The organism is Streptomyces clavuligerus, assembly GCF_005519465.1.
Lineage (GTDB): Bacteria > Actinomycetota > Actinomycetes > Streptomycetales > Streptomycetaceae > Streptomyces > Streptomyces clavuligerus.
This window is the reverse complement of record NZ_CP027859.1, coordinates 471,426-497,705: the sequence shown is the minus strand read 5'-3', so window position 1 is coordinate 497,705 and position 26,280 is coordinate 471,426. Positions and strand designations below refer to the sequence as shown.

The window sequence follows — 26,280 nt, the reverse complement described above, 5'->3', positions numbered from 1 at the left end:
ACAGAGGGTATCCGAGAGAACCAGGGCTGTCAGTTCAATGGGACAGACGGGCCCGCGCGACAGATGTGCCGCTCCATCGCAGAAGGCGTCGGGGAGCCAAGCGCGCGGCGATGACGATTCCTTTGTAGAGCGGGCTCGGTAAAGAGATCACCTTGCGCCTGTCGGCGTCCCGCAGACAGGCGCGCACAACGGTCCGGGCGTCGAGCCAGGCTCGACCCGGGATCGCTCCAGTCTCTATTCCGGCACGCTGGTGGAACTCCGTACGGACGAAGCCGGGGCACAAAGCGGTGACGGTGACTCCGGAAGGGGCGAGTTCGCCCGCGAGACTCTCGCTGAAAACGGTGACCCACGATTTGGCCGCCGAGTACGTACCGGAGGCGAGCCAGCCGGCGACGCTGGACACATTGATGATCTGTCCCCTGCCGCGCTCTTTCATTGCCCGGCCCGCGGCATGACAGATGACGAGGACGGCGCTGCACAGGACATCGAACATCTCCTCTTCGACGGAGAGCTCATTGTCCAGGAATCGCTGTCGCGCACCGAACCCGGCGTTGTTCACCACCGTGTCGACGGTCCGGGCCCGCTCGGCGACCCGGTCGACATCGGCCCTATGGGCGAGGTCGGCGACGAGAACCTCGGCTGGGACGCCGTGGGCCGCCTGGAGTTCGTCGGCCACCTCCCGCAGACGGACTTCGGACCGGGCGACAAGGACCACCGCGTACCCGCGGGAGGCCAGTTGACGCGTGAATTCCAGCCCGATACCGGACGTGGCACCGGTGACGAGAGCGGTAGACATTTCACAACTGTAGCGAGAATGGGGGCCTTTCGAGGAGGAGATTCAGCCATCTCCCACGTGATCGACCGGGGTCGTTCTCGGGGCCTGTGTATCGCGGTTGCCGTTGTCGGGCTTGTCGCCCCCGGACTTGGCTGCGGCGCTCGGATCGGAAGACCGGGTGCGGTCGGGACCGATGCCGTCGTCCGGCGCGTCACTCTGCCGCACTGGACCGGTACCGTCAGCTTCGGCGGCGACGCGGAGCAGCGACTCCTCACGGCCGGGGTGCCGCCGCGCCGACAGCAAGGTGAGTGCGGTGGCCACCACCCCCACAATCATGGCGGTCCAGATGTTCAGGCGCAGGCCGAAGACATGGTTCGCCGAGTCGATGCGCAGCGCCTCGATCCACAACCGACCCAGTGTGTAGAGCGCCACATACATCCCGAAGACGCGGCCGTGCCCGAGCCGCCAACGGCGGTCCGCCCAGATCACGACGCTGGCCACGGCGAAGTTCCACAGCAACTCATAGAGGAACACGGGGTGGAACGTCCCGAGAATCTCCGGTCGGCCGTCCGGGCCGAGGACAGCACGGCCGACGGACTGGTCCCACTCGTGGATCCGCAGGCCCCAGGGCAGGTCCGTACGGCTTCCGTACACCTCGTTGTTGAACCAGTTCCCCAGGCGGCCGATTCCTTGTGCCAGTGCGATGCCTGGAGCGGCCGCGTCGGCCAGCGGCGGCAGCAGCACGCCGGCGCGTCGGGCGCCGATCCAGGCCCCGACCGCCCCCAGGCCGATGGCACCCCAGACGCCGAGACCACCCTCCCAGATGTACAGCGCGCTGATCGGATCGCCATCGGGACCGAAGTACGGCTGCCACGACGTCGCGACGTGATACAGCCGACCGCCGACGATTCCGAAAGGGATCGCCCAGACCACGATGTCGAAGACAACACCGGGCCTGCCACCGCGCTGCGCCCATCGCCGTTCGGTGAGCCACACTGCGACGAGGATGCCGATCAAGATGCAGATGGCATAGGCCCGTACTGGTACCGGTCCAAGGTGCCAGACGCCCTGGACCGGGCTCGGCATGGCCATGGTCGTCACTCGCATGAGAGCCCTCCCTAGAACCGCCACCGAGCGTAGCCTGCCAATCCCGCGGCGTCCTACGGAACGTGAAGGGAATCCACTGAGCATGGATATCACCACGGTGCAGCGCTCGATAGCGTCGTCTCTGCACGGCGCGAGGCGCGCCGACACCAAGGAAGGAACCGAGAACGAGCCGTCGCCCGATGGCGACAGCCGCTCTCACCGCTGCTCTGGTCGGAAGGCAGAGCCCGCGTGCTTCTCTTCGAGGTCCAGATTGGTCTCTGCGCAACCTCCGGCGGCGTGGAGGACACCGAACGGAGGGCTGCGGCGCGTTCTGGAGGAGCGGGCGGTCCGGTACGAGTTCGCCGTGCTGGACCAGGGCCGGACGACCGGGGGCGGGGATGACGCTCGCCGAGTTCTACGACGAGCTCCCCTCTCAGTGGACCGGCCACCGCCCCGGCGAGGACTCCGGCACCCGGAGGGTGCATGAGTTCCGCGTCGGCGTGCTGCTTCCGTCCCGCATGGAGGTGGACCGGCTCCGCGCAGATTTCGCCCGTGTCCTGTGCCCGGACCCCGGCCACGACGGGGCCTGTCCGATCCGCTGGTCCACCGGCTACGTCGACGGCCACCACGGAGAGTACGAGGAGAACGACCTGTACCTGCACGACATCTACGGCCGGCTCGAATCCGCCCCGGGGCCGTGGAAGCCGACTCGCGCCGCCCGCCGGACGACTGCCCGTGTCCAAGCCGGTTCCGTGAAGAACCGGTTGTCTCCTGACCGTTATCGGTCGTGTCGGGACAGCCGACATGCCCGCGGGCCCTGCTGCCTATGCTGCTGGTATGACGAGCGTGGAGGCCAAGAAGCCGCCCAGGGGACCCGTGATATCGACACCGCGCGGACGTCCGCCGGGCCCTGTGACGCCGGTCAAGAACCCCCCGGTCCCGCCGAATCCGCCGGCCCCGCCGACGGCTCCCGCGCAGTGACGGCAGGGCGCATCCGCTGGGCACAGCTTCCCCCCGCCGTGCTGGCGGTTGTCGGGGACCGGCTCGGTGTGCCGTTCACCGCGACGGACACCGAGCACTCGGCGGCGGCCGGGGTGGCCGCGCTGCTCAGTCTGTCCTCGGGGGACAGGGTCTTCGTGAAGGGGCAGCGCGAGCGCGGACCTGCCACGGGGACGGTCGCCGGGGACGAGGATGGGGACTGGTGGGGTCCGGACTGGTCGCCGGTGGACGAGCTCGACCTGGAGCAGGCGGTGAACCCGCATCTGCCCGCGAGCGCGCCGCGCATCCTGTGGCGGCTGGACGGCCACGGCTGGCACCTGCTCGCCTTCGAGGGCCTGCCGGGCCGGGACGCCGACTACACGCCCGGCTCGCCCGACCTGGCACCGGTCGCCGCAGCGCTGGCCGAGCTCGCGGCGCTGTCTGTACCTCTGGATGTACGGATGCCGTCCGCCTGGGACCGGTGGGGCTACTACTGCGCCCCGGGGGAGAAGGAACTGCTCCACGGGGCTCACCTCCTGCACACCGACCCCGCCTCGACCAACGTCCTCGTGGACGACGGTCGTGCACGTCTGGTCGACTGGTCGTGGGTCGCGGCCGGCCCGTCGTGGATCGACCCGGCGCTGTGGGGCATGCGCCTGATCTCCACGGGCAGACACTCCCCCGAACAGGCGTGGCGATGGGCGGCCCGCGTGCCGGGCTGGAGCACCGCCGATCCGAAAGCCCTGGCAGTGTTCGCCCGGGCCGAAGCCCGCCGGTGGCACGATCTCGCCACGGACCAGGTGCCCACGGCGGCCTCCATCGCCCGGGCCGCCGATGTCTGGACCGACTTCCTGACTCTGCGCGGCGGCGCCTGACCACTCGGCACCGCGCGGTCCGGGCACCGGGTGATGCCCGCGGCACCTGGAGAGGTCCGGTGTCACCCACCACCCGCGCGCACTCGATCGGGTGCACGCGGCGGACGCGATCCTGGCCCTGGAGTCGGCCGTCCGGGCCCTGCGGGGATGGAGGGTGCGAGGCGGGCGGTGTGGAGCGGGTTCCACCGGTAGGTGGGGCCCTCGCGTCGTAGTTCGACGAGTTCGGCCCGGTCGATGCTCAGCGGGACGGCGGGGAGGGTGCGGAGTTCGGCGACGGCGTCGATGACGGGGTGGGCGTCGCGTTCGCGGTTGTTGTAGGCGATCCCGAGGTGGGGGCGGAAGTGGGCGGTGGGGCGGCCGGCGGGTAGGCCGTGACGGCGGGCGGCGGCGGTCAGCACCGTGTGGAGACGGAGCAGCGGGGTCCAGGTGGTGAGGCTGTGGCGGACCGCGTCGCGGGAGCCGGTCAGCGGGCGGGCGGACAGGGTGAAGGCCCGCGGGGCGTGCTCGGAGACCGTACGGGCCAGCCCGGCCAACTGCTCGGGGGTGCCGTCGGTGCGGTTGCCGATCTTGGCCAGGGTGATGTGCAGGCCGCTGTCGGGGATGGGGTCGAGCCGGAGGGGGGCGAGGTGCTGCTGGCAGTGCCGGGTCAGGGCGGTGAGCTCCGGCGTGCGGGGCAGGAGCATCCAGTAGTAGGCGCGGTGGCCCGTGGTCCAGCGGGGCCGGTCCCAGTGATCGGCCATCCGCGCCAGGGCGGCGAACGCGCTCCAGTCGTTGGCGGTGATCGCCCGCGGGCGTGTGGCGTCGGTCGGCGGGGCGGTGGGGAACGACCGGTCGGCGGGCCTGGGGACGGGCGGCAACGATTTTCTCCTCGTTGGAGGTGCGCGGCGGGCGTGGCCGCGACGAGGGGCGCGGCCTGGGGCTGGGAGCGCCAGGTGCGCAGCATGTCGGCATAGTCCCGTACGGCGGGGGCGGTGTGCCGGCGGGCGGCGTGGTGGTGGAGTTCGCCGGCGCGCTGCCGGACGGAGCGGATGGGGGCGGTGGCCCCGGCGTTCAGGGCGGTACTCCCGAGGGCCATGGCCTGGTCGATGTCGGGCCGGTGCTGCTGGAGCAGGGCGGTGGCGACGTCGAGGCCGACAAGGGGCCCGGCTCCAGTCCGATGACGACGCGGTGAGGAGGGGGTTGATCTCGGCGGCGTGCCGCCGCCGCGATCGTCCGCCCGGCGGCCACCGTGAGCACGGCGCGCCGGTCGGTCCGCCAGGCCAGCCGGGTCGCCTGGGCGAGGAAGGCGGGCAGGCCGGTGGCGACGGCCCGGCTGGTCATCGACAGGGTGCGCCGCTGGTGCACGTCCAACGGCGGTGCGGGGGGCGGGGTCTGGTCGGTGGTCATGGGCACCATGTGTGCCGCACCCCGTACGGTGGTGGCACCGGCTTTTTCCGCGCCGCCGCGCCGCCCGCCGGAAGTCACACTGCGCCCGTCACACACAGTGGTTCACCCGTTCGGGTGGTCCCATCCGGTTCAGCTCTCCAGCGCGGGCAGACAGTGCCAGCCGTCCTCCAGATGCTCCCCGACCGGTTCCCCGCCGGGGGTCCGCACCAAGGCGTGCAACATGATCACGTCGGCGCCGGCTCGGCGGCTCTGGTGGCCGGGTTCGGGACTGGCTGGCCGGGGTGGTCGAGCCAGAGGGTGTCCCCGCCGGGGGTGGTGGTGAGGCCGAAGCGGTCGCGGGCGGGCCGGGCTTGCCCGGTCCACCAGTTCAGGGCGGTGACGGCTTCGTCCCACAGGGACCGCCGTCCGGTCTGGGCCACGCCCTCCGGATCAGCCCAGTGGTCGACGTGGACGGCGGCGGTACTGCCGTCCAGGGACCACAGGCGCAGCATCCGGTCCCCGCGGGCGGGGACCGGGTCGTAGGTGACGTCGGGGAGTTGCAGGCCGGTGGCCCAGCGGCCGGCGGGGGAGCGCAGCAGCTCGCGCGGGTCCACCGGTGACGCCGACATCCGCGCGTCGTCCTGGTCGGGCTCAGGCCAGTGGGGCTGCTGCCCGTGTTCCCACATGAAGGTGACCGCGGTGCGGCTGAAGTGCCCGGTGGCGCTGCCGTCGGTGTCACGGACGAGGCGGGCCAGGCCGGTGGGGGACCAGAGGGTGCCGTAGGGGGCGACGATGCGGGCCCCGGGTTCGGTGTGGATGAGCCAGGCGAGCGGTATCCGGCGGACGGCGAACCCGGCGTGCACCGCGTCGAACCCGTCCCCCAGGTCATGGTCCTGGACGGCGTCGCCGTGCACCGTTGTGACGCCCTCGTACCCGGCCAGCCGGACGGCGGCCTCGGCGGCGACGTGCGCGTCCGCCTCGACGGTCGTCACCCGGGCCCCGTACGCGGCCAGGAGGGCGGCCACCCACCCCGTGCCGGTACCCAGGTCGAGCACCCGGTCCCCGGGAGTCAGATCCAGCGCGGTGACCATCGCGGCGACCGCGGCCGGGGCCGACGACGAGGACGACGGGACCGGCAGACCGTCCACCGGCGACCGGCCCAGGCGGGTGACCACCGCCCCGGGAGAGGCCACCAGCTCCGCCCACCGGGCCCGCTGCCCGTCACGGGTGACCTCCTCGTACCGGCGCCCCGGACCGGGGACCTCGGCGTAGACGGTGTCCGGGGTGAACGCGGCCCGGTCGACCGCGGTGAACACGGCCGTCCACCGCCCGGCCAGCACACCGCGCTCCACCAGCCCCGCGACGGTGTCCCCCCCCAGGAAGTGGTCATGTCTCCTCGCCCTCCTCCGTGGGAGGGTCCTCGATCGGCATCCCGCCCAGATCCTCCTGCTCCTCCTCGGTCACCTGGCCATCCTTCGCCGCGTCCTCACGCGCCACCGGGCATCCCTCCTCCGGACAACCGGCTCCGTCCACCAGCACAACGGTGCGGTGCACGCGGACCCGCCCATGGTGCCGAGACCGGAGCGGCCTGTCACCACCACCCGTTCCCCGGGCACCGAGGCCGGAAGAGCGCCCCGCGCCGCAGGAACTGCCTCTACGGCAACCCGGTCCTGTTCCGGAGCGCGCCCTGTCCACCCGTTCGGATGGAGCGTGCGGTGAAGCGGTCCGGCACGAGACCTCGGCCCGCTATATTCCGGTGGTTTGCCCGGGTCTCAGGAGGTGCTCCTCATGGTGTTACCGCGGACGGCGGCTGCCCTCGCCGCCGCAACGGTCACTGCCGTCGCGGTCACCGGTTCCTCCTGCGCCACCACCACGGCGCCGGTCCGGCCGGCGCCGTGTGTCCGGGGCGAGTCCGAGACCCGGGAGGACTCCAGCGTCGACGAGGGGGAGATCCGCTGGACCGAGGCGACACTTTCGACGACGCGAGGAAGTGGGCTTCGTCGTCCTGGCCGGCGTCCGTCCGGATCGCTCCCGACACCGCGAGCACGGTCAATGACCTGGAGTGGAAGTGGTGACGATGGTGGCGCAGCGCACCCTGCTGGGCAGGAGGTCGCTCACCTGCTGGACACCCGCGGTGTTGTCCAGGACGACCAGCGTCCGCTGCCAGGCCAGCAGGGTGCGGTAGGGATGGACGCGGTCTGTCGGCTCTGTGGGCACGGCACCGCCCGGGGGCGCCGTGCCCGCAGAGGAAGGTGCCGAGCACGGTGAACGGCTCGGCCGGTTCGTCGCCGAAGCCCGCATATCCGCATGGAGCCGGCCGTCCGGGAAGCGGTCGGAGAGCAGATGCGCGGTCGGTACGGCGAAGGCGCGGGGCGGACCCGGTCGATACGGGCGGCCGTCGACCACAGCGGTGCCCCGGCCCGCCCCGGCTCCCGTTGCGACCCTCTTGCGAGCCGATCAACATCGCCCTAGAGTCCGCCGCGATCCAAGAACCCGCGTCCTATCAGGGAGTACTCCCGTGCGCAGAACCGTGTTACCCGTCATCACCGCGCTGTCCGTCTCGCTGCTGCTCCCGCAGCAGCCCGCGAGCGCGACCACCATCGACCAGCCCCTGGCCAACGGTGAGTTGCAGCAGATCGGCCCCGGTTCCTACCAGACCGCCGAGAGATCCTTCGAGATCGCTGAGACCGACGTCGCCGCGGGGGCCATCGGACGCAGGCACAGCGTCGTCCCTGACACCGGCGGCGTCGCCAGGCCGGAGTCGGCCCCCTCCTCCCGCACCGACATGGGCGTCTTCGGCCCCGGCTGGGAGGCAGAATTCCTCGGCGGTACGCTCAACCGCAAGCTGGTCCAGCAGGCGGACGCCATCGTGGTCACCGACCTCGACGCGGAGGAATCGCTGCGCTACACCCTCAGGAGCAGCGTCGACTTCCCGGCGGGCGGCGGCGTCAGGAAGTATCAGACGGTCGAGGGCGACCGGTTCACCGAGACCACCCGCTGGGACGCGGCGGCCGGCACCCTGGTCTCCTCCGCCGTCGAGACCATCGGCACGGACCTCGTGACGACCCGGCCGGGGGACGACACCTTCACGGACACCGCGGGCAACCCGATCCCCGCCGCCGACCTCCAGCCCACCTACACCTGGAAGCCGGTCGTCCCCGGCGGCGACCCCTGGCGGGTCACCGGTGTCGGCAGCACGGCCAACGGCACCGCCACCGTCGGATACGACACCCAGGGCCGGGTGAACGCGATCAGCGAACCGGCCTCCGACGACACCCCGGCACAGTCGCTGACGATCGGCTACGCGGGCGCCACCACGGCCACCGGATCGACCCTCGGAGACTTCACGGGCCGCGCCAAGGAGATCACCGTCACCACCGGCACCACGGTGCAGACACTCGCCCGCTACGCCTACGACGCCTCGGGCCTGCTGCGCACGGTTACCAACCCCGTCGAGAGCACCGACCCGCAGGCCACGTACGCGTACGACACCACCGGCCGGGTGTCCTCCCTCGCCTCGCCGACCAACGGCGCGTGGAATCTGGCCTTCGCGGCGGGTTCGGCCGCCCCGGCCGTCTCGCCGGTCGGCCCCGCGGGCCCGGACCCCCAGGCACCGATCGAGGGCGAGCCCGGGGTCAGCACCCTGGACGGCGTCGCCCCACCGGCGTCGGACTTCGTCGACGGGGAGATCTCCGACCCGCAGGCGTACCCGCGTCAGTGCAGCACCGCGGCATCCTGGATGTGGCGTCAGAAGACCGGTTGCGTCGCGAAGGTGGCGCACTACGGCTGGCGCAATCCGGGCTGGAGGACGACCCCCACCGGCTTCAAGGTGATGGGCATCAGGTACGACAAGTGCACCGATTCGCCCGACAGGCCGAGCGGCTTCAACTACGAGGCCGCGTGCGACATGCACGACTACGGTCTGGGCCTGATCGGCAACACCTACAAGGGCTACCGCTACTACCTCGACCGCAACAAGAAGTCGGCAGTGGACAGTGTCTTCTACACCACCCTCCGGGACAAGACCTGCCCGGCCTACGCCTCGAAGACCCGGTGCCGCGCCACCGCGTGGGTCTACTACCAGGGCGTCAAGCCCGGCAACCCCAGGAACGGTGCCGTCGCGACCTGACCGCGGTGTACGCCTGACGCTCCGCACCCGCGGTGAAGGCCGGGTGGCGAATCGATTCACCACCCGGCCTCCCCGGCCCTTCCCCGCCCGGGCCCGCCCGTAGGTCTCCCCGCGGACGGGCCCGGGCCCGTATCCCGGAGGCCCCTGTGAACAAACCCCTGTGGACCGCGTTCGTCACGGCAGTGCTGACCGTGGCCCTCGGCGCGGCACCGGCTCCTGCCGCTGAGCAGCCGAGCACCCCCGAGGCCGCCCCGCCTGCGGCGGCGCCGGTCGATCCGCCGCTGTACGAAAAGACGTCCGGCGGTGGCACCGTCCGCGTCAACGTCGTCACCCGGAGCCGCACGGACCTGGCCGCCGCGGCGACCGCCGGAAGCACGCTCCAGTCCTTCGACACACTGCCGGTCGTCACCCTCAAGGTCGGCAGGAGCGGCTTGGACGCGCTGGCGGCCCAGCCGGGCGTGGTCGGCGTCACCGAGGACACCCCGGTACCGCCGACGCTGGACCGGAGCGTCCCCCGCGTCGGCGCCGTCACCGCACATGTGAAGGGCAGAACCGGCACAGGAAGCGCGGTGGCGATCCTGGACACCGGCGTCGCCACCCGCCATCCGTTCCTGGCGGGCCGGATCATCGCCGAGGCCTGCTTCTCGCCGGTCGACCCCGACTACTCCGCTTCCAGCCTGTGCCCCGACGGCACTCAGCAGCAGGAGGGGCCCGGCACCGCCGACTCCGCGACCGGACCGTGTGCCGCCCTCGCCGGCTGCGACCACGGAACCCATGTGGCCGGAATCGCCGCAGGCAAAGGCACCGGCATTGCCGGGACCCCCGTATCCGGTGTCGCCCCCGGCGCCGATATCATCGGCCTACAGGTCTTCAGCAAGTTCACCTCCGAAGCATTCTGCGGCCCCGGTGCCGCACCGTGTGTGCTCAGCTTCACCAGCGCACAGTTGGCGGCGCTGGAGAAGGTGCTGCGGCTACGGCAGTCCGGGACACCCGTCATCGCCGCCAACCTCAGCCTCGGCACCGGCCGGCACACCATCGCCTGCGACAGCGACCCACGCAAACAGGCCATCGACAACCTGCTGACCGCGGGTGTCGCCACCGTGGTCGCGGCCGGGAACAACGGCTACACCGACGCCGTCGGCGCCCCCGCCTGTGTCTCCTCCGCCCTCGTGGTCGGCTCCACCACTGATGACGACCAGCTCTCCTCCTTCACCAACCGGGGTCCGCTGCTGGATCTCCTCGCCCCCGGCACCGGCATCGTCTCCTCCGTCCCCGGCGACGGCTACGCCGCGAAGAACGGCACCTCCATGGCGGCGCCGCATGTCACGGGTGCCCTCGCGATACTGCGGCAGGCACACCCCGACCAGAGCGTCATACAGCTCCAGTCGCTGTTGAGGACCACCGGGAAGCCCATCACCTACACGGGTGCCGTCACCCCCCGTATCGACATCGCCCAGACGCTCGGTGGCCCCGGCGGGAAACCGGGCACCGACTACAACAGCGACGGCCGCAGCGACATCGCCACCTGGTACGCGTACGCCGACGGCCGGAACAGCGTGCACCTGTGGACCGGCGGCGCGGACGGCAGACTCCAGGCGCCGACCACCGCCTACGCGGCCACCGCCGGCACCTGGCATGCCGCCCGTACCAAGCTGATCACCGGCGACTTCAACGGGGACGGCCGGGGCGACACCGGATTCTTCCACGGCTACAGCACTGGAGAGGTCAGACTCTTCACCCAGTTGGCCAAGGCGGACGGCACTCTCGCCGCACCGTCCGTGTCATGGACCGACACCGACTGGTCCTTCACTCTCATGAACCCCCGTACCGGCGACTTCAACGGGGACGGCCGGGACGACATCGCCGTCTGGTACGACTACGCCGACGGCAGCGACAAGATCTTCACCTTCCTCGCCCGCCCGGACGGCGGCTTCGCCAACCCGTTCTGGTCCTGGAACCGCACCACCGGCTGGACCTTCTCCAGCATGAAGCTGACCAGCGGCGATCACAACGGCGACGGTCGCGACGACCTGGCGGGCATGTACTTCTACGCCACCGGAGAGGTCAAACTCTTCACCTTCCCCGCGCTGGCGACGGGAGGCTTCGACAACGCCCAGCTCACCGGCTACACCAGCACCACCTGGGGCTCCAAGGAACAGACCAGCACGGTCTCCGGCGACTTCGACGGCGACGGCCGCGACGAGGTCGCCGCCTGGTACGACTACGGCGACGGCACCGACGCCGTGATCACCTTCTCCCCAGGGGCCAACGGCGCACTGGGCAGCCGCACCGTCGCCTGGCAGGCCGAGGCCGGCCGGTACACCCGCGACAACCTGACACTTACCAGCGGCGACTACGACGGCGACGGCCGCGACGACCTCGCCTGCCTGTACGGCTACAGCACCGGCGCAATCAAGATGATCACCTGGCTGGCCCAGCCCGCAGGGACCCTGAACGAACCCCAGCACGGGGCCGAGAGGACCACCGGCTGGGGCTACAGCCAGATGCGACTGTTCACTCCATGACTTCCCCCAAGCGGTAGCGGGTCCGGAACGGGCCCGCTACCGCAGGCTGTGGGAACGCATGATCACCCAGCCCCCGAAGACAAAAACGTCGCCCATGGGCCTGCATGCTGACCGGCCGCATCGGCCGTCGCCCCATCCGGCAGCTACGAGGACGACTCGTATCTGACCGCTGGACCAGGCTGGAAGTGCTGCCCGCGGTCAGGGGGTGTTCAGTGATCGGCGAATCCGATAGTCCAGGAGACGCCAGGTGAGCGGCACCATCATCGAGCAGATACCGGGCAGCGACCCAGCGCCGGCCGTGCCGGGGAGTGATGAGCAGCTGGCCGCGATGCTTCGTGAACCGGGCCGGCAACCGGAGTTTGCGGCCGGCTGGGGAGGGTGGGCTGCCGCAGCAGCTGCCCGAGCGGGTCCTGGGGTCCGCCCTGGAGGGCGAGATCACCGATCACCTCGGATACGGGAAGCGCGCCGCCGAGGACTGTGGCAGTCCGTAACGGGACGCGCGCGAGGCGGTGCTGGCCGATGTCGGCCCGGCCGCGGTCAGGGCCCGGGGGCGTGGCGGGCACGTTCGGGCCGACCGGCATCGAGAAGCGGCGGCGGCGTCTGTCCGGTGCGGACGAGATGGTGCTGTCGCTGTCGGCGAAGGGGCTGACACGCGGTGAGATCTCCGCCCGTCTGGCCGAGGTCTACGACGCGAGCGTGTCCGAGGCGGCCGTCTCCGCGATCACCGGCAAGGTGATGGACGGGAGGGCGGAATGGTCCAACCGCCCGCTGCACAGCGTCTGTCCGGTGCTGTTCGTGGACGTGATCAACGTGAAGATCCGTGTACTGGCGCCACCGTCGTGACCGACAGTTGGGGTGCTCGCCTGCGCCTGTCCGCCGACGTCCGCCGCACCTCGGCAGGCGCCGCTCCGGAAGCCCTGAACAGACGGCCGCAGGAACCGGGCCAGGTCATGAGGCGCCGGCCGGATCGCCCCGCTGTCGTGTCCGGGCAGGGCCGTGGACGGCCGGAGGCGCGAGGAACGCCCGTGGCCGGGCGAAGCGACAGGTCCCGGGAGCGGGGAGGCCAGCGGGTCCTGTGTGCGCACCCCGCTGGTGCCGCCGTGGGGACGGTGCCCTGATCACCCTGCTGAACATTCCCCGGGCAATGCTCGCCCTCCCTGCCGACCGGCTCGACCGGGGGCTCGGACGCAGTCTCTTTGCCGACCACGGCATCGGCGGCATCCTGCACCAGTTCCTCCTCTCCCTGAAGACCCATGCCATGTCATGCACCCCGCAGGAACTCCGTCTCCTCGAACGGACGGCGCTCGACCTCGCCTCCGGGCTGCTGGCCCGTCAGCTCGACATCTGGGAACGGCTCCCCGCCGAGAGCCGGGAACAGATCTGCCGCCGGCAGCCCAGGACCGGACAGACCAGCCGCCGTACGCGCAGGTGGTCGACGGCCTGGCGGCCGTCGACCGGCACGTCCGTCACCGTCCGGCCGTGGTACCCGTGCACCTTCGCCGTCAGCGTCCGGCACACCGGACACGGCACCGCCGCAACCGGAGTCCGAGCCGTGACCACCACCGCGTCACGACCGTCCGCCACGTCCTCGGCCACCAGCACCGGACGACCAGCACCGACAGCCCGGAAAACACCGTGCTGACGAGGGAGTTGACATCCATCACAAGGTCATGATCAAGGACGGCTGCCCGGCGTCACCACCGACTACGAGCCAGAGCCGAACGTCTTACAGTCCCGTGCCTGGCGGGTGTCTTCGGTCTGTTGTGCGGTGACGGGCCGGAGGGTCGAGGCCGGGCCCGGGTGGCCCCTGTCTGCCCCGTGGTGTGGCTGTCGGCGTCAGGTCGTGGTGCAGAGGGCGTAGGTGTGGGTGGTGGCCCGTTGGGAGGTGACGCTCCAGCCGTCGCCGGTGGGGGTGGGGTGTTCGGCGACGACGGCGTAGAGGGGGAGTCCGGAGAAGCCGGTGCGGGGTTCTTCGAGGTGGTAACCGCCGGTGACGAAGGTGGTGTCCTCGGGGCAGGCGGCGGTGTTCCGGGACAGGCCGTTTTCCTGGTCGATTTCGTCGAGTTCCTCGTCCTCGCCCAGGACCAGGGACAGAGTTCGGTCTGCGTCGGCCGGCCCGCAGAGGGTGTAGGTGACGGCGTTCGCCCACAGGGCGGTGACGGTCCAGCCGGTGGTGTCCTCGGTGGGGTGGTCGGAGGCGACCGCGAACTCGGGGATTCCGGAGTAGGTGCTGTCGGGTTCCTGGAGGCGGTAGCCGCGGCCGGTGACGCGGGTTCCGGTGGGGCAGGTGGCGGTGGAGTGGGAGAACCCGTCGTAGTCCTGGGTGCCGGGTTCGCCGGTCACGACGGTCGGGGCGTTTTCGTCGGCGGTGGGGGCGCAGAGGGCGTAGGCGACGGCGTCGGCGCCGAGGGCGGTGACGGTCCAGCCGGTGGCGTCGTCGGTGGGGTGGCTTGCGGTGATGGTGGACAGGGGCGTGTCCTGGAGGTCGGAGAGGGGTTCGGTGAGCCGGTAGCCGCCGCCGGTCGCGACCGCTCCCTCGGGGCAGGTCGCGGTACTGGTGGTGGTGCTCTCGGTCTCCAGGGTGGAGGTGGGCCCGACGACGACGGTCGCGCCGGTGGGATCGTCGTCGGTTGCCGGGGCCGCGTGGGCGGTGCCGGTGGTGAGGGCGCCGGCGAGGAGCGCGCCGACGGCCAGGAGGCGGGCGGAGGTGGACATGGGGTTCCTTCGGAAGTCCGGCCGGGAAGGGCCGCACGGCGCTGGGTGAACGAGTGGGGCGTGAAGACGAACGACGGTATCGCCCGGTTCCAGAATCATTGGTTCGTTTTCCGGACTCTTTCCGGCTTGATCTGATCTCCGGCTGTTCCGGGGGCGGGGGGTGCGGGAACGTCGGCCGTGGCGCGACAAACGATCTTGGAGGGCTCCGTCCGGCTCGGCCACCCCAGCCGGGCCCTGTCGCGCGGGGCCCGTCGAGCAGAGGGAGAGTCTCATGACGGCAACGGCCCGCGCGGTGATCGGGAGAGTCCTCGCGGTGCTGGTCGCGGGCGGTCTGCTGCTGGCCGCCCAGGCACCGGCCGGGGCCGCCGACACCCCGGCGGCCACCCCCTCGACCGTCGCGGCGACAAAGGGCATGTCCGTCCTGGGCGAGGCCACGTTCACGTTGCAGAGCACCACGTCGGGGGGTGAGCAGCAAACCCGCTGAACGACTCGACCTTGTTCGTCGCGGTGATCACATACCGGCCGAACGGGTGGGCGGGTTTCGGCTCGTTGCCGGAGGCCGGGCCAAAGCGCCGCCACCACTCCACCCCAGGACGGCTGGGAGGACCAGATCGGCGTGCTCGGCCTGGTCGAGAGTCTGAACGCCCAGGCGTGGGCCTCACTGTTGGGCCGCCGGGGAGCGTGCCGCAGCTCCAACCAGCGCCTGGAGAGTCTGCTCCGTGTTGTGTCTCGTGCCGACTGAAAGCAGTCGTGCGTGGGGAGGAGAGCCCGGTCTGCTCGTTCGTTCGGTGTGTCACCGTTGTGGGGAGGAGTGTCCGTGAGGTCTGGGGACCGTGGCGAGGCGGCCGTTGGAGGGCTGTGGGAGGTACCGGATTTCTGGGGTCTGTTCCCGAGCCGGATCAGTCCGCTGGCCGGGGAGGTCGAATCCGGTACCCGGGTCTGGCTCGACGGCTGGCGGCTGGTGGAGGAGGCGGGGCCGGGTGAGCGGCTGAAGGCCAGCAAGGTGGGGCGGTTGGTGGCCCTGGCCTATCCCGACGCCCCGGCGGACCTGTTGCGGTGGGCCGCCGACCTCTTCGCCTGGCTCACCGCCTTCGACGATGTCCACGTGGAGGCGCCCGGGGTCACCACCGCGGAACTCGGCCCCCACATGGCCTCCTTCGTCGGAGTCCTGGAGACCGGCACCGCTCCCGGGGCCGCGCCGACCCCCTTCCCCGCCGCCCTGGCCGAACTCCTCGACCGGGCACGGGAGCTGTTGACACCGCTCCAGGAGGAGCGGGTGCGGGCCCGGCTCGGCAAGGTGTTCGTCGCGATGCTGTGGGAGATCACCACGCGGGAGCGGACCGTCAGTACGGCGGAGTACGAGACGATGCGTCCGCACACCTTCTTCAGCGCGGTCGGTGCCGCCCTCGTCGAGCCGTGCGCCGGTCTCGACCTGTCCCACGGCGTCCGCGCCGACCCCGGGGTCCGGCGCCTGACCCAGGCCCTGGCCACTCTGTGGGAGCGGACGAACGACCTGTACTCCTTCGCGTACGAGCAGCGGGCGCTCGGTTCCGTACCGCGGACCCTGCCCTGGCTGATCGCACAGGAGCGCGGGCTACCGCTGGACGCGGCCTTCGCGGAGGCGGGCCGGTGGTGCGAGGAGGAGGCCGTCCTCGCGCACCGGCTCATCGGGGAGTTGTCCGCCTCGGCCCGGGAGGGCGTGCCGGAGTACGCCGGGGCGGTCGCTCACGCCATCGGGGGGACGCGACGGCTGTACGAGGTGAGCGACCGCTGGCGGGAGGAGTAGCCGCGACCGCGCGGGGTCAGTCGGCGGGCCCGGTCCGAGCGGCGTCGAAGCCGGGCGGGACGGGAGCCGGGGCGGGCAGTCGGCGGTCCAGCCGGCGCAGGGTGGACAGGACTTCCGCCCTGACGATGGCATCCGGCGCGAAGAGCGTCTTGTCGTGCCAGAGCGCGGGCGGCGGACCGTCGTCGTCCGCGCGGGCCGTCAGATGCGCGTGGGCACACCCGAGCACGTCCGTCGGGGGCTCCGGTGCGTCCAGCAGAATCTGGGCGGCGTACGCCGTCTCCTCGGCGGTGCCGCCCCAGATCCCCCACGATCCGTCCGTCCGCCGGGTCTCCCGCACCCAGCGGGCGGCGCGGCGCAGGGCGTCCGCCGCCTCGGGACCGCCGTGGCGGGAGAGCGCGGCCGTGACCTTCGCGGTGGCGTAGTAGGGGGAGGCGTGCCACTTGTCGTCCCAGTGACCGTCGCCGTGCTGCCGCTCCACCAACCAGCGGCCCAGGAGGCGGATCGTGTTCCCGTGGTCGGCGGTGTCGGGGTGGTGGCGCGTCCAGGTACCGAGGGCCAGGAGGACATGGGCGTTGGTGGAGACGGAGCCGGTGTCCTCGCCGAGGTAGCAGGCGAAGTGGTCGCCGGTGCGGAACGGGTCGAGGACCTCGGGTCGGTAGGGGACGCCGAGTTCCGTGGCGAGGTGGAGGGTGACGGCGGTGTCGTCGGCATCCGGCTCGAAGCCGGGTACGCCGGGTACGCCGCCGGGGGCCGCGAGGGCGCTCACCCAGCGGCGGGCCAGGGGCTCGAAGGTGGCCAGGAGTCCCGCCCGGTGGAGCGTGGTCAGCACCCACAGCCGTTCGAAGACGGTGATCCGCGCGGTCTCCGGGAACAGGCCGCCGTAGCGCGCGGCGGTGCTCCGCAGCAGGCGGTCGAGGCCCGGGGCGCCGGGGGCCGCGGTCGCGGTGGCGAGCCAGGCGGCGGTCGCGGCCGACGAACTGCCCAGCAGATGGTCCGGGCGCGCGGGGACCAGGCCGGGCGGGCAGACGGGAGCCAGAGCTTCGAAACAGTGGTGGAGTTTGACGGGCAGCCGGGCGAAGCGGGCGAGGCGCTCGGCGAGCCGGTGCCGCGGCAGGGCGGGTATCCCATGGACGGCGGTCAGCCGACGGCCGTGCGGCACGGGGGCAAGGGCTGGGTGCGCGGCCTCCGGGTCGATGGCGTCGAGGCGGTCGTTGACCTCGGTGATCAGTCCGGGTACGAGGAGTTCGACGGCCGCGGTGTCCGGCAGCGGGTCGTGGTGCGACAACCCGTGCAGCGTGTCGAGACCGGCGGCGACCGCGGCGGCGAGCCGACCGCCCAGCGAGGAATGGCCCGCCTCTGGATGCCGGTCGAGTTCGGCGAGGAGGGCGGTGACCGCCGCGAGGGTCGGCAGTACCTGGTACGCCGGCGGACCGTCGCCCCACAGACCGCCCGCCCGCTGCTGGTCGAGCAGCCAGGTGACGCGCCGGTCCCGGCCGGGCAGGTGCGGCGCCCAGGCGTGGACGCGGGCGGTTTCGTACACGGTCGGGCTGGTGCGGCCCCAGGGGTCACCGTCCACCGAGGCCAGCAGATGGGCGGCGGCGGAGACCGCCTCGCGCGGTGCCGGAGGCGGAAGGGTGCCGACGTCGACGGGCATGGGGGACCGGCCTTTCGGGGAGGCGTGAAGGGAAGGGCGGGGAAGGCTGGTGCTAGCGGGAACCGTCCGGGGCGGCGGCCGGGGTCACCGTGGCCATCAGCCGTGTCGGGTTGAGGGTCAGCGCGGGCAGGTGAGGTCGCTTCGGAGCGTCGGGCGCCGTACGGACGTCCCAGCGTGCCGTGATGGTGGCCAGCATCAGCACCCCTTCGATCAGGGCGTATTCGTCCCCGATGCACTTGCGCGCGCCGCCGCCGAAGACTCCGTCGGGGACCTTGGCGCCCATCGTCCCGGGCGCCCATCGCTCCGGTGCGAAGTGCTCAGGCTCCTCGTACCGGGCGGGCAGGCGACTCAGCAGATAGGCGCTGTAGACGATCGTGCTGCCGCGCGGGACGGCGTGGTCCCCCAGGCGGGCGTCGTCGGTCGTGGTGAGCCGGGTGATCAGCCAGCCCGGCGGGTTGAGCCGCAGCGCTTCCAGCAGGGTCTGCCGGGTGTACGGCAGGTGGGGCAAGTCCTCCCAGGTCGCGGCGCGGTGACCGAGGACGGATCGGCACTCGTCGGCCAGCCGCCGTCCGGCCTGTGGGTGCTGCGCCGCGAGGTGGAGCGCCCAGCACACGACGCCCGCGGTGGTCTCGGTGCCCGCCACGTACATGGTGATGGCCTGGTCGACGAGTTCCTCGTCGGTCATGGGGAGGTCGCCGGTGCCCGCGCCGTGTTGGTTGACCAGGGTCGCGAAGAGGCTGTCACCGCTCCCGTCTCCGGCGCGTACAGCGCGGATGAGGTCGGCCATCATCCCCCTCGCCCGGCGCCTGGCGCGCTGGTAGCGCAGGTTCGCCGGGGTGGGCAGGGCGCTCAGGGCCTCGGGCAGGACGGCCCGCCGCAGTCCGCCTCGCAGGATCGTTTCGAGGTCGCGGGCGAGTGCGTCGCGGGCCTCGGGGGCGAAGGCCGTACCGAACAGGGTGGTGAGCAGGACACTGCTTGCTATGGAGCGGGTCTCGTGGCAGAGGTCCACCTCCGGTCCGTCCCAGCCGCGGACGGCCTCGTCGATCACTTCCGTCATCGTCCGGGCGTAGCCGGGCAGCCGGGAGTGGTGGAAGGCGGGCTGGATCGTCCGGCGCTGACGGCGGTGGTCACGGCTGGGGCAGGTGGCGAGTCCGTTGCCGGCGGCCTCGCGCATTCGGTCGTAGATTGGTCCGCCCTTGTCGTAGACCCGGTCGCGCCGGAGCATCTCCTGCGTCAGGTCGGGGTCGCAGACGACCAGGACCCGCTTCCGCCCGAACCGGAGCTCCACCAGTTCCCCGTGCGCGGACAGGCCCTTGAGGAACTCCAGCGGGGACTTCAGGAACGCTCCGGTGTGACCGATCAGGGGCAGGGCGCCCGGGACCCGGGCGATGGTGCCACCGGTCATCGCCCACCGCCACGGCTGGTGGAGGTCCGGGGGAGGGCGGTCCGGCTTTGGGCGCGGCCGGGCCGGGTGGGCGGGGAAGCGGGGGCCGGGTGGCCGGGTGCGGGGGTGGGTGAGGGGTTCATCAGGCGTCTCCGGTCTCGGGGCCGTGCCGTTGTCCCACGGGTGCGTCGAAGGATCGTTTCGTCTTGCGCCCTACGCGTGGACGGCAGGGGTTCCGGGTGCGTCACGGCGCTCCGGGGCCCGCTGGGCCTCCTCGATCGGCTCGGCCGCCACCACTTCGACCGCTTCGGCGTCGCCCAGCAGGCCGGCCACGACATCCCGGACCGCTTCGGCGAGACGAGTGCACTGGCCCGCACTGAACCAGCTCCGCCCCAACCCCAGGTCGATGCCCAGCCCCTCCCACGAGGCGCTGACGAAGGCGATCGGGAACGGCCCCGGGGGCTGGCTGAAGAACCGCAGGCACCCGGCCCTGACGCCCGGTGGCAGTTCCAGCGAGAGCGGGCGGTGCGCCACGTTCGTCACGGCGAGGCTGATCGGCGCGGTCGTGAAGTGGGCCGCCGCCTGTTCGGCCGCGACGAGTTCCAGCTCCAGGTCCCCGGCGTCGACCGACCGGCGCAGCCGGGACCGGAACTCCGGTGCGACCTTGAGCGGATCGTCGTCCGGGGCGACATCGAGGGCCGTGTACGCGATGGACGCCGCATGCACCAGCCGTCCGGGCGGGACCCCGGGCGTCACCCGCCTGCGCAGGTCCACCGCTGACATGCAGGTGAGGGGCAGCGCCCCGCGCTCCGGGGCGATCTGCCCGCGCACCGCGACGAGCAGGGACGCGGAGAGCAGGGCGTGCAGGGAACCCCCGCACCGCTGCGCCAGCTCCCGCAGCCGCAGCGTCCCGGACGGTGTGATCGCCACCCGGCTCAGGTGCGAGCCGGTCCCAGCCCCCTCCCCCACGGGTAGGACGGCGGGGACCACCGAGGCCGTGAACACGGCCCTGCGGGCGAGGAAGGCGTCGATCTCCGCCCTGTCGTGCCGGTCGACCAGCCACTGCTCGACCGGGGTGGGGAGTCCGTCCTGGGCCTCCGTCGCCTCCGGTTCCCGGCCGGTGACCAGCGCCGTGTACGTCCCCCACAGGGCGCGCGTCAGTTCCAGGACGCTGACGCCGTCGCTCACCGCGTGGTGCACCGCCACGACGACCGTATGCGCACCGTCCATGCGAGGCAGCACGGTGACCCGCAGCAGCGGCTCACCGGGGGCGAACCCCCTGATCGCCCCGTCGAAATCCCCGCCGGTCACCACCCGTACGTCCTGGGGAGCGGGCGCCTCCAGCCGGAACCGGAGTCCGCCCTCGGCCACGACCGTCGCCGAGAGCACCGGCTGGGCTCGGCACAGCCGGTCCACCGCCGTACGCAGGACCGTCGTCTCCAGCGGGCCGTCGATTGTCACGGCGACCACGACCTGCTGCTCCAGCGCCGCGAGCACGGACTCGCTCACGGACAGCAGCCGGTGGACCGGTTCGGCATGCGGCATGGGGCATTTCCAGGTCGTGGTGGAACGCGTTCGGGGCGGCTTGCCCGCGGCGGGCAAGCTGAGGCTCATCGGGTGGCGCACGAGCGGCGGGCCGGGGGCGGGTGCCCCGGGCGACGGGTTCCGTGGTCACGGCATCCCGTTTCTTGATCAGGTGCCGCAGGAGGCTGCCCTGGGCGGGCCCGGGTAAACCCACCGCCGTGGACGGGCCTGGGCTGCCGGATTCCGGGGCGGGGCCGACGCGCGGCGCTCCGGGCGGGGCTCGACCGCGGGCTCTCACCGCGCCGGGAGACTGTATTGACTCGCGCATATCAAGAATGCGATCGTCGCTCCCGCCAGACCTGGCGATCATGGCCAACCACCGCGCGCCTGACCTCTTCCGGGGGGAATCGAGCGATATGTCTGATGTGTTGATGCACAGCGGAGCAGCAGCGGGCACACCACCATGCACCTGGCTCCCCGCCGAGTACCGCGCGGCCGTCGAAGCCCACCTGACCGCGTTCCTGAACGCCAAGGAGCGCTCGGCCGCCGCCGGGGGGCCGGTTCCACAGGATGTGCCCGCGCTGCTGCGGGAGTTCATCGGCGCCGGGGGGGGGGGAAGCGGATCCGTCCGCTGCTGTGCATCGCGGCTGGCAGGCCGGCGGCGGAACAGGACTGCCGGACGAGGTGGTGTCCACAGCGGCGGCGCTGGAGATGTTCCACGCGTTCGCGCTGATCCACGACGACATCATGGATGACTCCGCGACCAGGCGCGGCAGCCCGACGGTGCACCGGGCACTCGCCGACCGGCTCGGCGCCGCTCTCGACCCCGACCAAGCCGGACAACTGGGGGTGAGCACGGCGATCCTCGTCGGGGACCTCGCCCTGACCTGGTCGGACGAACTGCTGTACGCTCCCCTGACCCCCCACCGGCTGGCCGCGGTACTGCCCCTGGTCACGGCCATGCGCGCGGAAACGGTCCACGGCCAGTACCTGGACATCACCTCCGCCCGCCGGCCCGGCACGGACACCTCACTGGCGCTGCGAATCGCGCGCTACAAAACCGCTGCTTACACCATGGAACGCCCCCTGCACATCGGAGCAGCGCTCGCCGGCGCACGACCGGAACTCCTGGCAGGGCTCAGCGCCTACGCGCTGCCGGCGGGCGAGGCATTCCAGCTCGCCGACGACCTCCTGGGAGTGTTCGGCGATCCACGGAGAACCGGCAAACCCGACCTCGACGACCTCCGCGGCGGCAAGCACACCGTCCTCGTGGCCCTCGCCCGGGAACACGCCACACCTGAACAGCGGCACACCCTGGACACCCTGCTCGGCACACCAGGCCTCGACCGGCAGGGCGCGTCCCGGCTGCGCTGCGTCCTCGTCGCCACCGGGGCCCGGGCGGAAGCCGAACGCCTGATCACCGAACGGCGCGACCAGGCCCTCACCGCGCTCAACGCCCTGACACTGCCCCCACCGCTCGCCGAGGCACTCGCCCGCCTCACCCTCGGGAGTACCGCACACCCGGCCTGACACGGCCGACACCACCGACGAACCACGCCGTCGCACAGAGCAAACGAACCGGCCCTTTCTCCCCCACCGAATCGGGAAGAAGGGACGCGGCACGCCGGTGGCCACCCAGGTGGTGAACAACCGCGCGTCGGGAACCAGGCGCTCCTTCGAGCCGGTCCGTCGTTGCCCGACCTGGCCGCCGGTCAGTGATGTTCACGGACGCAGTGGTCATGGGTGTTCCCCCGGCTTCTGTGTGGATGGACGAGTGGTCGGTCATGGGGTGAGCAGCCGGTCGGTGCCGGGCCCCGGGAAGAGGCCCGTCCACAGCAGCCTCTCGAACCAGCGGACGAGCGGCGCGGCCTCCCGGTGGGTCTCCTCGGTGAAGGCGTGTACCGCGTCGGCGCGTTCCCGGGGGCCGTGTGCCAGGCGCTCGCGCAGGGCTTCGGCGGCCCCGGGGGCGAGCAGCAGGGTGTGTTCGCCCGTGGCCTCCTTCAGCGGCGAGCCGGGACAGAGGACAGGCCATCCGCTGCTGTTCCGCAGGTGGTGGCGGGGTGGACAGGGCGAGAGCCAGCGCTCCCGCAGTGGGCAGGATCCCGGCGCTGGTCAGGATGCGGCTCATGAGGAAAGTCTCTGCGAGCCCTTAGGTCCGGTACGGAAGCCAGAGATCGCCATTTACGATCTTGGCTTGCGGGCTGCTGGAGAGGTCCCAGACGATCGACTGGGCCGGAACGTGGCCCTTGTTCGAGGTGACCTTGATGTTGCACATCTTGAGGTACTCCTCGGCTGGATACTGGTCCCCATCGGGATCGCCGAATGCTTCGATGTACTGACAGATCCCCGACACTGGTTCAGGCCACGTCTGCTCACACGCCGTCTGGGGCGGGTATTCCGTGCCGTCCTCGCGTTCGAAGAACACCCGGTACGTGTACTTTCCATCTGATGTGATCTCCTTGAGCTTGATCACACCGACGATGGTGTCACCGACCTCAACATCGTAGTCTTCGCCCTTGACGCTCTCGTCTCCGTGGATGGCGTACGCATGCAGATACCACTTGGGATATCCGGCATGGAAGGCGAGCACAGGCTGAAGAACGGAACCGGCCCCGGGCCAGAGATAGATAAAGACTTTGCGGTTGCTCACATCCTTCGGGACGCTGGGGACGACCCATGTCGTCCGCATCTCTGTCAGGTACTCGCCCTTCGGAAGCTTCGCCCAAGCGTGATGGTGATTTTCTCCGGCAATATCGGGGGCACTGACCGGTGCTGCCGAACGGTCGTTCATCTTCTACTCCTCACATGAGATCAGAAAGACGCTGAAGCGCAGCATGGGCACCTTCGCCACGACTTCTGGGGTCTTTAGTGACGCACGCGCTAGATTGTCGGCGTCTGCCGTATGAGCACGGCGCGAAACGCGAAAGAAGGAACTCGATCGAGTGACAACGACGCCGGACCGCCACCTCTCGTGCCGTACCGCGGCGAGCGTCGAGCCGCTGCTGCGCCCGCATCCGGGGCCGGCCCAGCCTGGCAGCGAACAGGCGAACCGCCGGCACAGCGCCGACGCCGAGCCGCAGGGCCCGGAGAACTGGGGCCGGCCGCTGCCGGTAGGTTCCCGGGCATGGTGTCGTACGCGAAGGACGAACGGTGTGTGGCGCTGGCGAAGGTCCTGGTGCCGCTTCTGGAACGCAGCGGGCCCGAGAGCGCCGGCGGCTACGGTGGAACGTTCCAGGTGCACGTGCCCAGCGAGACGGCCGCCCAGCTGGGCGGCTTGGACCTCATCCGGGCCGCGCTGCGGAAGGCCGCTCGTGAGCTCGGCTGGACGTTCGGCACATACGGTTTCGACGGCGGCCCGGAAGGGGCGACGCTCATCGGCATCCACGACAAGCGTGAGGCCCCCGAGCCGTACGCGAAGGCCGTGGAAGAACACCGGCAGCGGCAGATGCGTGCCGCAGTCGACCGTGCGTCCGCGAGGTACTCGGCTCTGAGCGGCCCGGCACCGGCGCCGAGCCCGCCCTTGCCCGGAACACCAGTGGTACAGACGAAGGAGTTCCTGGCGGCAGTCGCCGACCACGGCTTGCTGGCATAGCTCGGTGACCACGCCTGCGGGACCGCCGAACCGCCGGTCACCACAGCATCGTCCTGGCAGGCTGGTCCGCAACAGGCCGAGAACCTGACCGTGCTGGATGAGGCCCTCGCGTACCTCCCCGGAACCAATTTGCTGACCCTGCTGCGCGTCGCCCTCGGCTCCCCGGCCTGCGCCCGCTTCCACAACCATCTCCTGCCCGCCTGGACCGCGCCCTCCGGCCGGGACGGCCGGTCCGCCCGCGCTGGTGACCCGCCCGCGACCCTGCTGGCCGCGGTGCAGTCCGCGGACCAGGGGATCACCACGGCCCGCAAGCCGAACCCCGGTCCGGTTCACCCTCGGCGGTCACCGCTATCTGGTGCACCCCGGCGAACTCGACCACCGGGTCGTGGCGCGAGGTTCCGGCGGCGCACCACGCTCGTTCCGTCTCGGAGGTCCGGTCCGGCCGGTGCGTCCCGGCGGCGGCGACCGGCTTGTTCGCGGTGTCGGTTCAGGCGGCCAGGACGGTGTGGGCGCGTTCGGAGAAGTCGCGGGCGGCAGCGAAGGGGGAGAGGGCGAGATCGTCCGCGATGGCGAGGAGCGGGTTGGTGGTGCGGTGGGAGCTGATGGTCTCGGTGAGGTCGAGGGCGGTGTTCGCGGTGGCGGTGGCGTGGTCGATGTGGCCCTGCGCGAGCTGGGCCTCGGCCTGGCGGGAGAGGTAGAGCGCTCGGTCGCGGACGGCGCCGGAGGGGAACAGGCCCGTCGCGTGCCTGAAGAGGTGTTCGGCCTGCTGGTGTTCGCCGAGGTCGCGGTGGCTGGAGGCGCGGGCGCTGAGGATTTCGGCGCGGTCGAACCAGTACGACCAGTCCGGTCCGGGTTCGCCGCGTTCGTCGGCCTGGTCGAGAAGGGTTTCGGCACGGTCGAAGTCATGCTGGCAGCGCGCGTCACCGAGGTGGGCGCGGGCCCGGCCTCGGCGGGTGATGACCAGGGCCTCGATGCGGGGGTGGGTGCCGCGGACGGCCGCGAGCGCGGTCGTGGCCATCGTTTCGGCGTCCTGGAGGCGGCCGGTGTTGTAGGCACTGACGGTCCAGAAGGCGAGCGCGTTGGCGCCGAGGGCCTGGTCGCCGGCGGCGTGGGCGGTGCGCAGGGCGGTGTCGAAGGCGGTGTCGGCGCAGGTGCCGTGGATGTCGAAGGCGGCGGCTGCGTGCTGGCGGGCGAGGTCGGAGGCGGCGGCGTAGAGGCGGGCGCCCTGGGTGGTGCTGTAGGTGCGGGTGCGGATCAGTCCGCGGACGAGGGAGAGGGCTGCGGCGGCTTCGGCGAGGACGGCGCCGCCGCCGTCGGTGTCGTCCGTGCGGCGCAGGGTCCGTACCCGGTCCTCGATCCGGGTGACGGCGGCGTCTCCGATGCGGCGGCCGGTGGTGAGCTGGCCGGCGGCGACGGGGTCGGCGGTGATCCAGGCGAGGAGGGACGCGGTGAGGGTGGAGCCGGCGATCAGGACGAGGTCTCTGCGTGTGGTGTCCACGGCACTCCCGGGTACGGCGGCGAGTTCGGTGAGGGACTGCGCGGCGCCGGGAAGCGTCCACGGCCTGGGGGCGGGCCGTTGGGCGGGGTCCTCGGACAGCCACTGGGGCCATGGTCGCTCATCCACGGCCCCCGGTGGAATACCGAGCAGCTCGGCGATGAGGAGCTGGGTGAAGAGGTCGGGGGCCCGCTGGTTCTCCCAGTGGCTGACGCCGTCGCGGCCGGTGCGCAGCGGGCGTCCGCGGGTGAGGCTGAGGGCGCACAGGCGGCGGGCGAGTTCGGTCTGGGTCCACCCGCGTGCGGTCCGGGCGCGGGTGAGGAGGTAGCCGCGGGGCTGGGGTAAGGCGGTGGGGTGTCGGGGTGGCGGCATCGGTGGCCCCCTGCGTGTCGGTGCC

At 71.7% G+C, this 26,280-nt stretch carries 20 protein-coding genes and 1 pseudogene; 8 read left to right on the top strand and 13 right to left on the bottom strand.

Annotation, left to right across the window (positions count from 1 at the left end; translation table 11 throughout):
- Window positions 1-34 precede the first annotated feature (34 nt).
- Together CRV15_RS30530 and lgt are read right to left on the bottom strand one after the other, a co-directional pair.
- Window positions 35-796 carry an SDR family NAD(P)-dependent oxidoreductase gene (locus tag CRV15_RS30530; protein ID WP_003954363.1) on the bottom strand — a complete coding sequence of 254 codons (762 nt, stop codon included), beginning with the start codon at window positions 794-796 and terminating at the stop codon, window positions 35-37.
- A 42-nt stretch (window positions 797-838) separates the two neighbouring features.
- The gene (lgt, locus tag CRV15_RS30525; protein ID WP_106428624.1) at window positions 839-1,882 is read right to left on the bottom strand and encodes a prolipoprotein diacylglyceryl transferase; all 1,044 of its coding nucleotides are present in this window, start codon (window positions 1,880-1,882) and stop codon (window positions 839-841) included.
- A gap of 1,001 nt (window positions 1,883-2,883) precedes the next feature.
- Here lgt and CRV15_RS30515 point away from each other — a divergent pair.
- On the top strand, window positions 2,884-3,714 hold the full coding sequence (locus CRV15_RS30515) for a hypothetical protein (protein WP_003954361.1): 831 nt from the start codon (window positions 2,884-2,886) through the stop codon (window positions 3,712-3,714).
- Between the two features lie 62 nt (window positions 3,715-3,776).
- On the opposite strand, the gene CRV15_RS30510 is transcribed toward CRV15_RS30515, so the two are convergent.
- From CRV15_RS30510 to CRV15_RS36125, 4 genes are all read right to left on the bottom strand, one after another.
- Window positions 3,777-4,571 carry a 2'-5' RNA ligase family protein gene (locus CRV15_RS30510; RefSeq protein ID WP_003963133.1) on the bottom strand — a complete coding sequence of 265 codons (795 nt, stop codon included), beginning with the start codon at window positions 4,569-4,571 and terminating at the stop codon, window positions 3,777-3,779.
- Window positions 4,572-4,764: 193 nt separating this feature from the next.
- A complete protein-coding gene (locus tag CRV15_RS30500) occupies window positions 4,765-5,100 on the bottom strand; it encodes a hypothetical protein (RefSeq protein ID WP_197371779.1) in 336 nt (111 codons plus the stop codon).
- Window positions 5,101-5,324: 224 nt separating this feature from the next.
- The gene (locus CRV15_RS30495) at window positions 5,325-6,431 is read right to left on the bottom strand and encodes a protein-L-isoaspartate O-methyltransferase family protein (protein ID WP_003963131.1); all 1,107 of its coding nucleotides are present in this window, start codon (window positions 6,429-6,431) and stop codon (window positions 5,325-5,327) included.
- Window positions 6,432-7,128: 697 nt separating this feature from the next.
- Entirely contained in the window at window positions 7,129-7,296 is a 168-nt protein-coding gene (locus tag CRV15_RS36125) for a hypothetical protein (protein ID WP_157849253.1), read from the bottom strand.
- Between the two features lie 301 nt (window positions 7,297-7,597).
- On the opposite strand from CRV15_RS36125, the gene CRV15_RS30490 reads away from it, so the two are divergent.
- The 3 genes from CRV15_RS30490 to CRV15_RS30480 all read left to right on the top strand — a co-directional run bounded on the left by CRV15_RS30490 (window position 7,598) and on the right by CRV15_RS30480 (window position 12,576).
- On the top strand, window positions 7,598-9,208 hold the full coding sequence (locus CRV15_RS30490; RefSeq protein WP_009999140.1) for a phospholipase A2: 1,611 nt from the start codon (window positions 7,598-7,600) through the stop codon (window positions 9,206-9,208).
- A gap of 146 nt (window positions 9,209-9,354) precedes the next feature.
- The gene (locus CRV15_RS30485; RefSeq protein ID WP_009999139.1) at window positions 9,355-11,733 is read left to right on the top strand and encodes a S8 family serine peptidase; all 2,379 of its coding nucleotides are present in this window, start codon (window positions 9,355-9,357) and stop codon (window positions 11,731-11,733) included.
- A 552-nt stretch (window positions 11,734-12,285) separates the two neighbouring features.
- Entirely contained in the window at window positions 12,286-12,576 is a 291-nt protein-coding gene (locus CRV15_RS30480) for a transposase (protein WP_003954351.1), read from the top strand.
- A gap of 537 nt (window positions 12,577-13,113) precedes the next feature.
- On the opposite strand, the pseudogene CRV15_RS30475 reads toward CRV15_RS30480, so the two are convergent.
- Window positions 13,114-13,394, bottom strand: a pseudogene (locus CRV15_RS30475) (transposase family protein); the annotation flags it as partial.
- 175 nt (window positions 13,395-13,569) lie between these two features.
- Window positions 13,570-14,448 (bottom strand): hypothetical protein, encoded by an 879-nt coding sequence (locus CRV15_RS37545; RefSeq protein ID WP_009999136.1) that lies wholly within the window; start codon window positions 14,446-14,448, stop codon window positions 13,570-13,572.
- A gap of 271 nt (window positions 14,449-14,719) precedes the next feature.
- On the opposite strand from CRV15_RS37545, the gene CRV15_RS37110 reads away from it, so the two are divergent.
- Window positions 14,720-14,932, top strand: a complete 213-nt coding sequence (locus tag CRV15_RS37110; RefSeq protein WP_009999135.1) for a hypothetical protein — start codon at window positions 14,720-14,722, stop codon at window positions 14,930-14,932.
- 270 nt (window positions 14,933-15,202) lie between these two features.
- A complete protein-coding gene (locus CRV15_RS30465; protein ID WP_003954347.1) occupies window positions 15,203-16,234 on the top strand; it encodes a labda-7,13(16),14-triene synthase in 1,032 nt (343 codons plus the stop codon).
- A gap of 16 nt (window positions 16,235-16,250) precedes the next feature.
- Here CRV15_RS30465 and CRV15_RS30460 read toward each other — a convergent pair whose 3' ends face one another.
- The 3 genes from CRV15_RS30460 to CRV15_RS30450 all read right to left on the bottom strand — a co-directional run bounded on the left by CRV15_RS30460 (window position 16,251) and on the right by CRV15_RS30450 (window position 20,817).
- Entirely contained in the window at window positions 16,251-17,888 is a 1,638-nt protein-coding gene (locus CRV15_RS30460) for a labda-7,13-dienyl diphosphate synthase (protein WP_003963126.1), read from the bottom strand.
- A 52-nt stretch (window positions 17,889-17,940) separates the two neighbouring features.
- Window positions 17,941-19,293, bottom strand: coding sequence for a cytochrome P450 (locus tag CRV15_RS30455; RefSeq protein ID WP_003954345.1), 1,353 nt, complete (start codon window positions 19,291-19,293; stop codon window positions 17,941-17,943).
- A 192-nt stretch (window positions 19,294-19,485) separates the two neighbouring features.
- The gene (locus CRV15_RS30450; RefSeq protein WP_009999132.1) at window positions 19,486-20,817 is read right to left on the bottom strand and encodes a phthiocerol/phthiodiolone dimycocerosyl transferase family protein; all 1,332 of its coding nucleotides are present in this window, start codon (window positions 20,815-20,817) and stop codon (window positions 19,486-19,488) included.
- Between the two features lie 663 nt (window positions 20,818-21,480).
- On the opposite strand from CRV15_RS30450, the gene CRV15_RS30440 reads away from it, so the two are divergent.
- Window positions 21,481-22,326, top strand: a complete 846-nt coding sequence (locus CRV15_RS30440; RefSeq protein WP_230864320.1) for a polyprenyl synthetase family protein — start codon at window positions 21,481-21,483, stop codon at window positions 22,324-22,326.
- A 619-nt stretch (window positions 22,327-22,945) separates the two neighbouring features.
- On the opposite strand, the gene CRV15_RS30430 is transcribed toward CRV15_RS30440, so the two are convergent.
- A complete protein-coding gene (locus CRV15_RS30430; RefSeq protein WP_003954338.1) occupies window positions 22,946-23,587 on the bottom strand; it encodes a hypothetical protein in 642 nt (213 codons plus the stop codon).
- A 333-nt stretch (window positions 23,588-23,920) separates the two neighbouring features.
- Between CRV15_RS30430 and CRV15_RS30425 the strand changes: the two genes are divergently transcribed.
- Complete coding sequence (locus tag CRV15_RS30425; protein WP_003954337.1) at window positions 23,921-24,388, top strand: hypothetical protein; 468 nt, start codon at window positions 23,921-23,923, stop codon at window positions 24,386-24,388.
- 487 nt (window positions 24,389-24,875) lie between these two features.
- Here CRV15_RS30425 and CRV15_RS30420 read toward each other — a convergent pair whose 3' ends face one another.
- Window positions 24,876-26,255, bottom strand: coding sequence for a helix-turn-helix domain-containing protein (locus CRV15_RS30420; RefSeq protein ID WP_003954335.1), 1,380 nt, complete (start codon window positions 26,253-26,255; stop codon window positions 24,876-24,878).
- Window positions 26,256-26,280 lie beyond the last annotated feature (25 nt).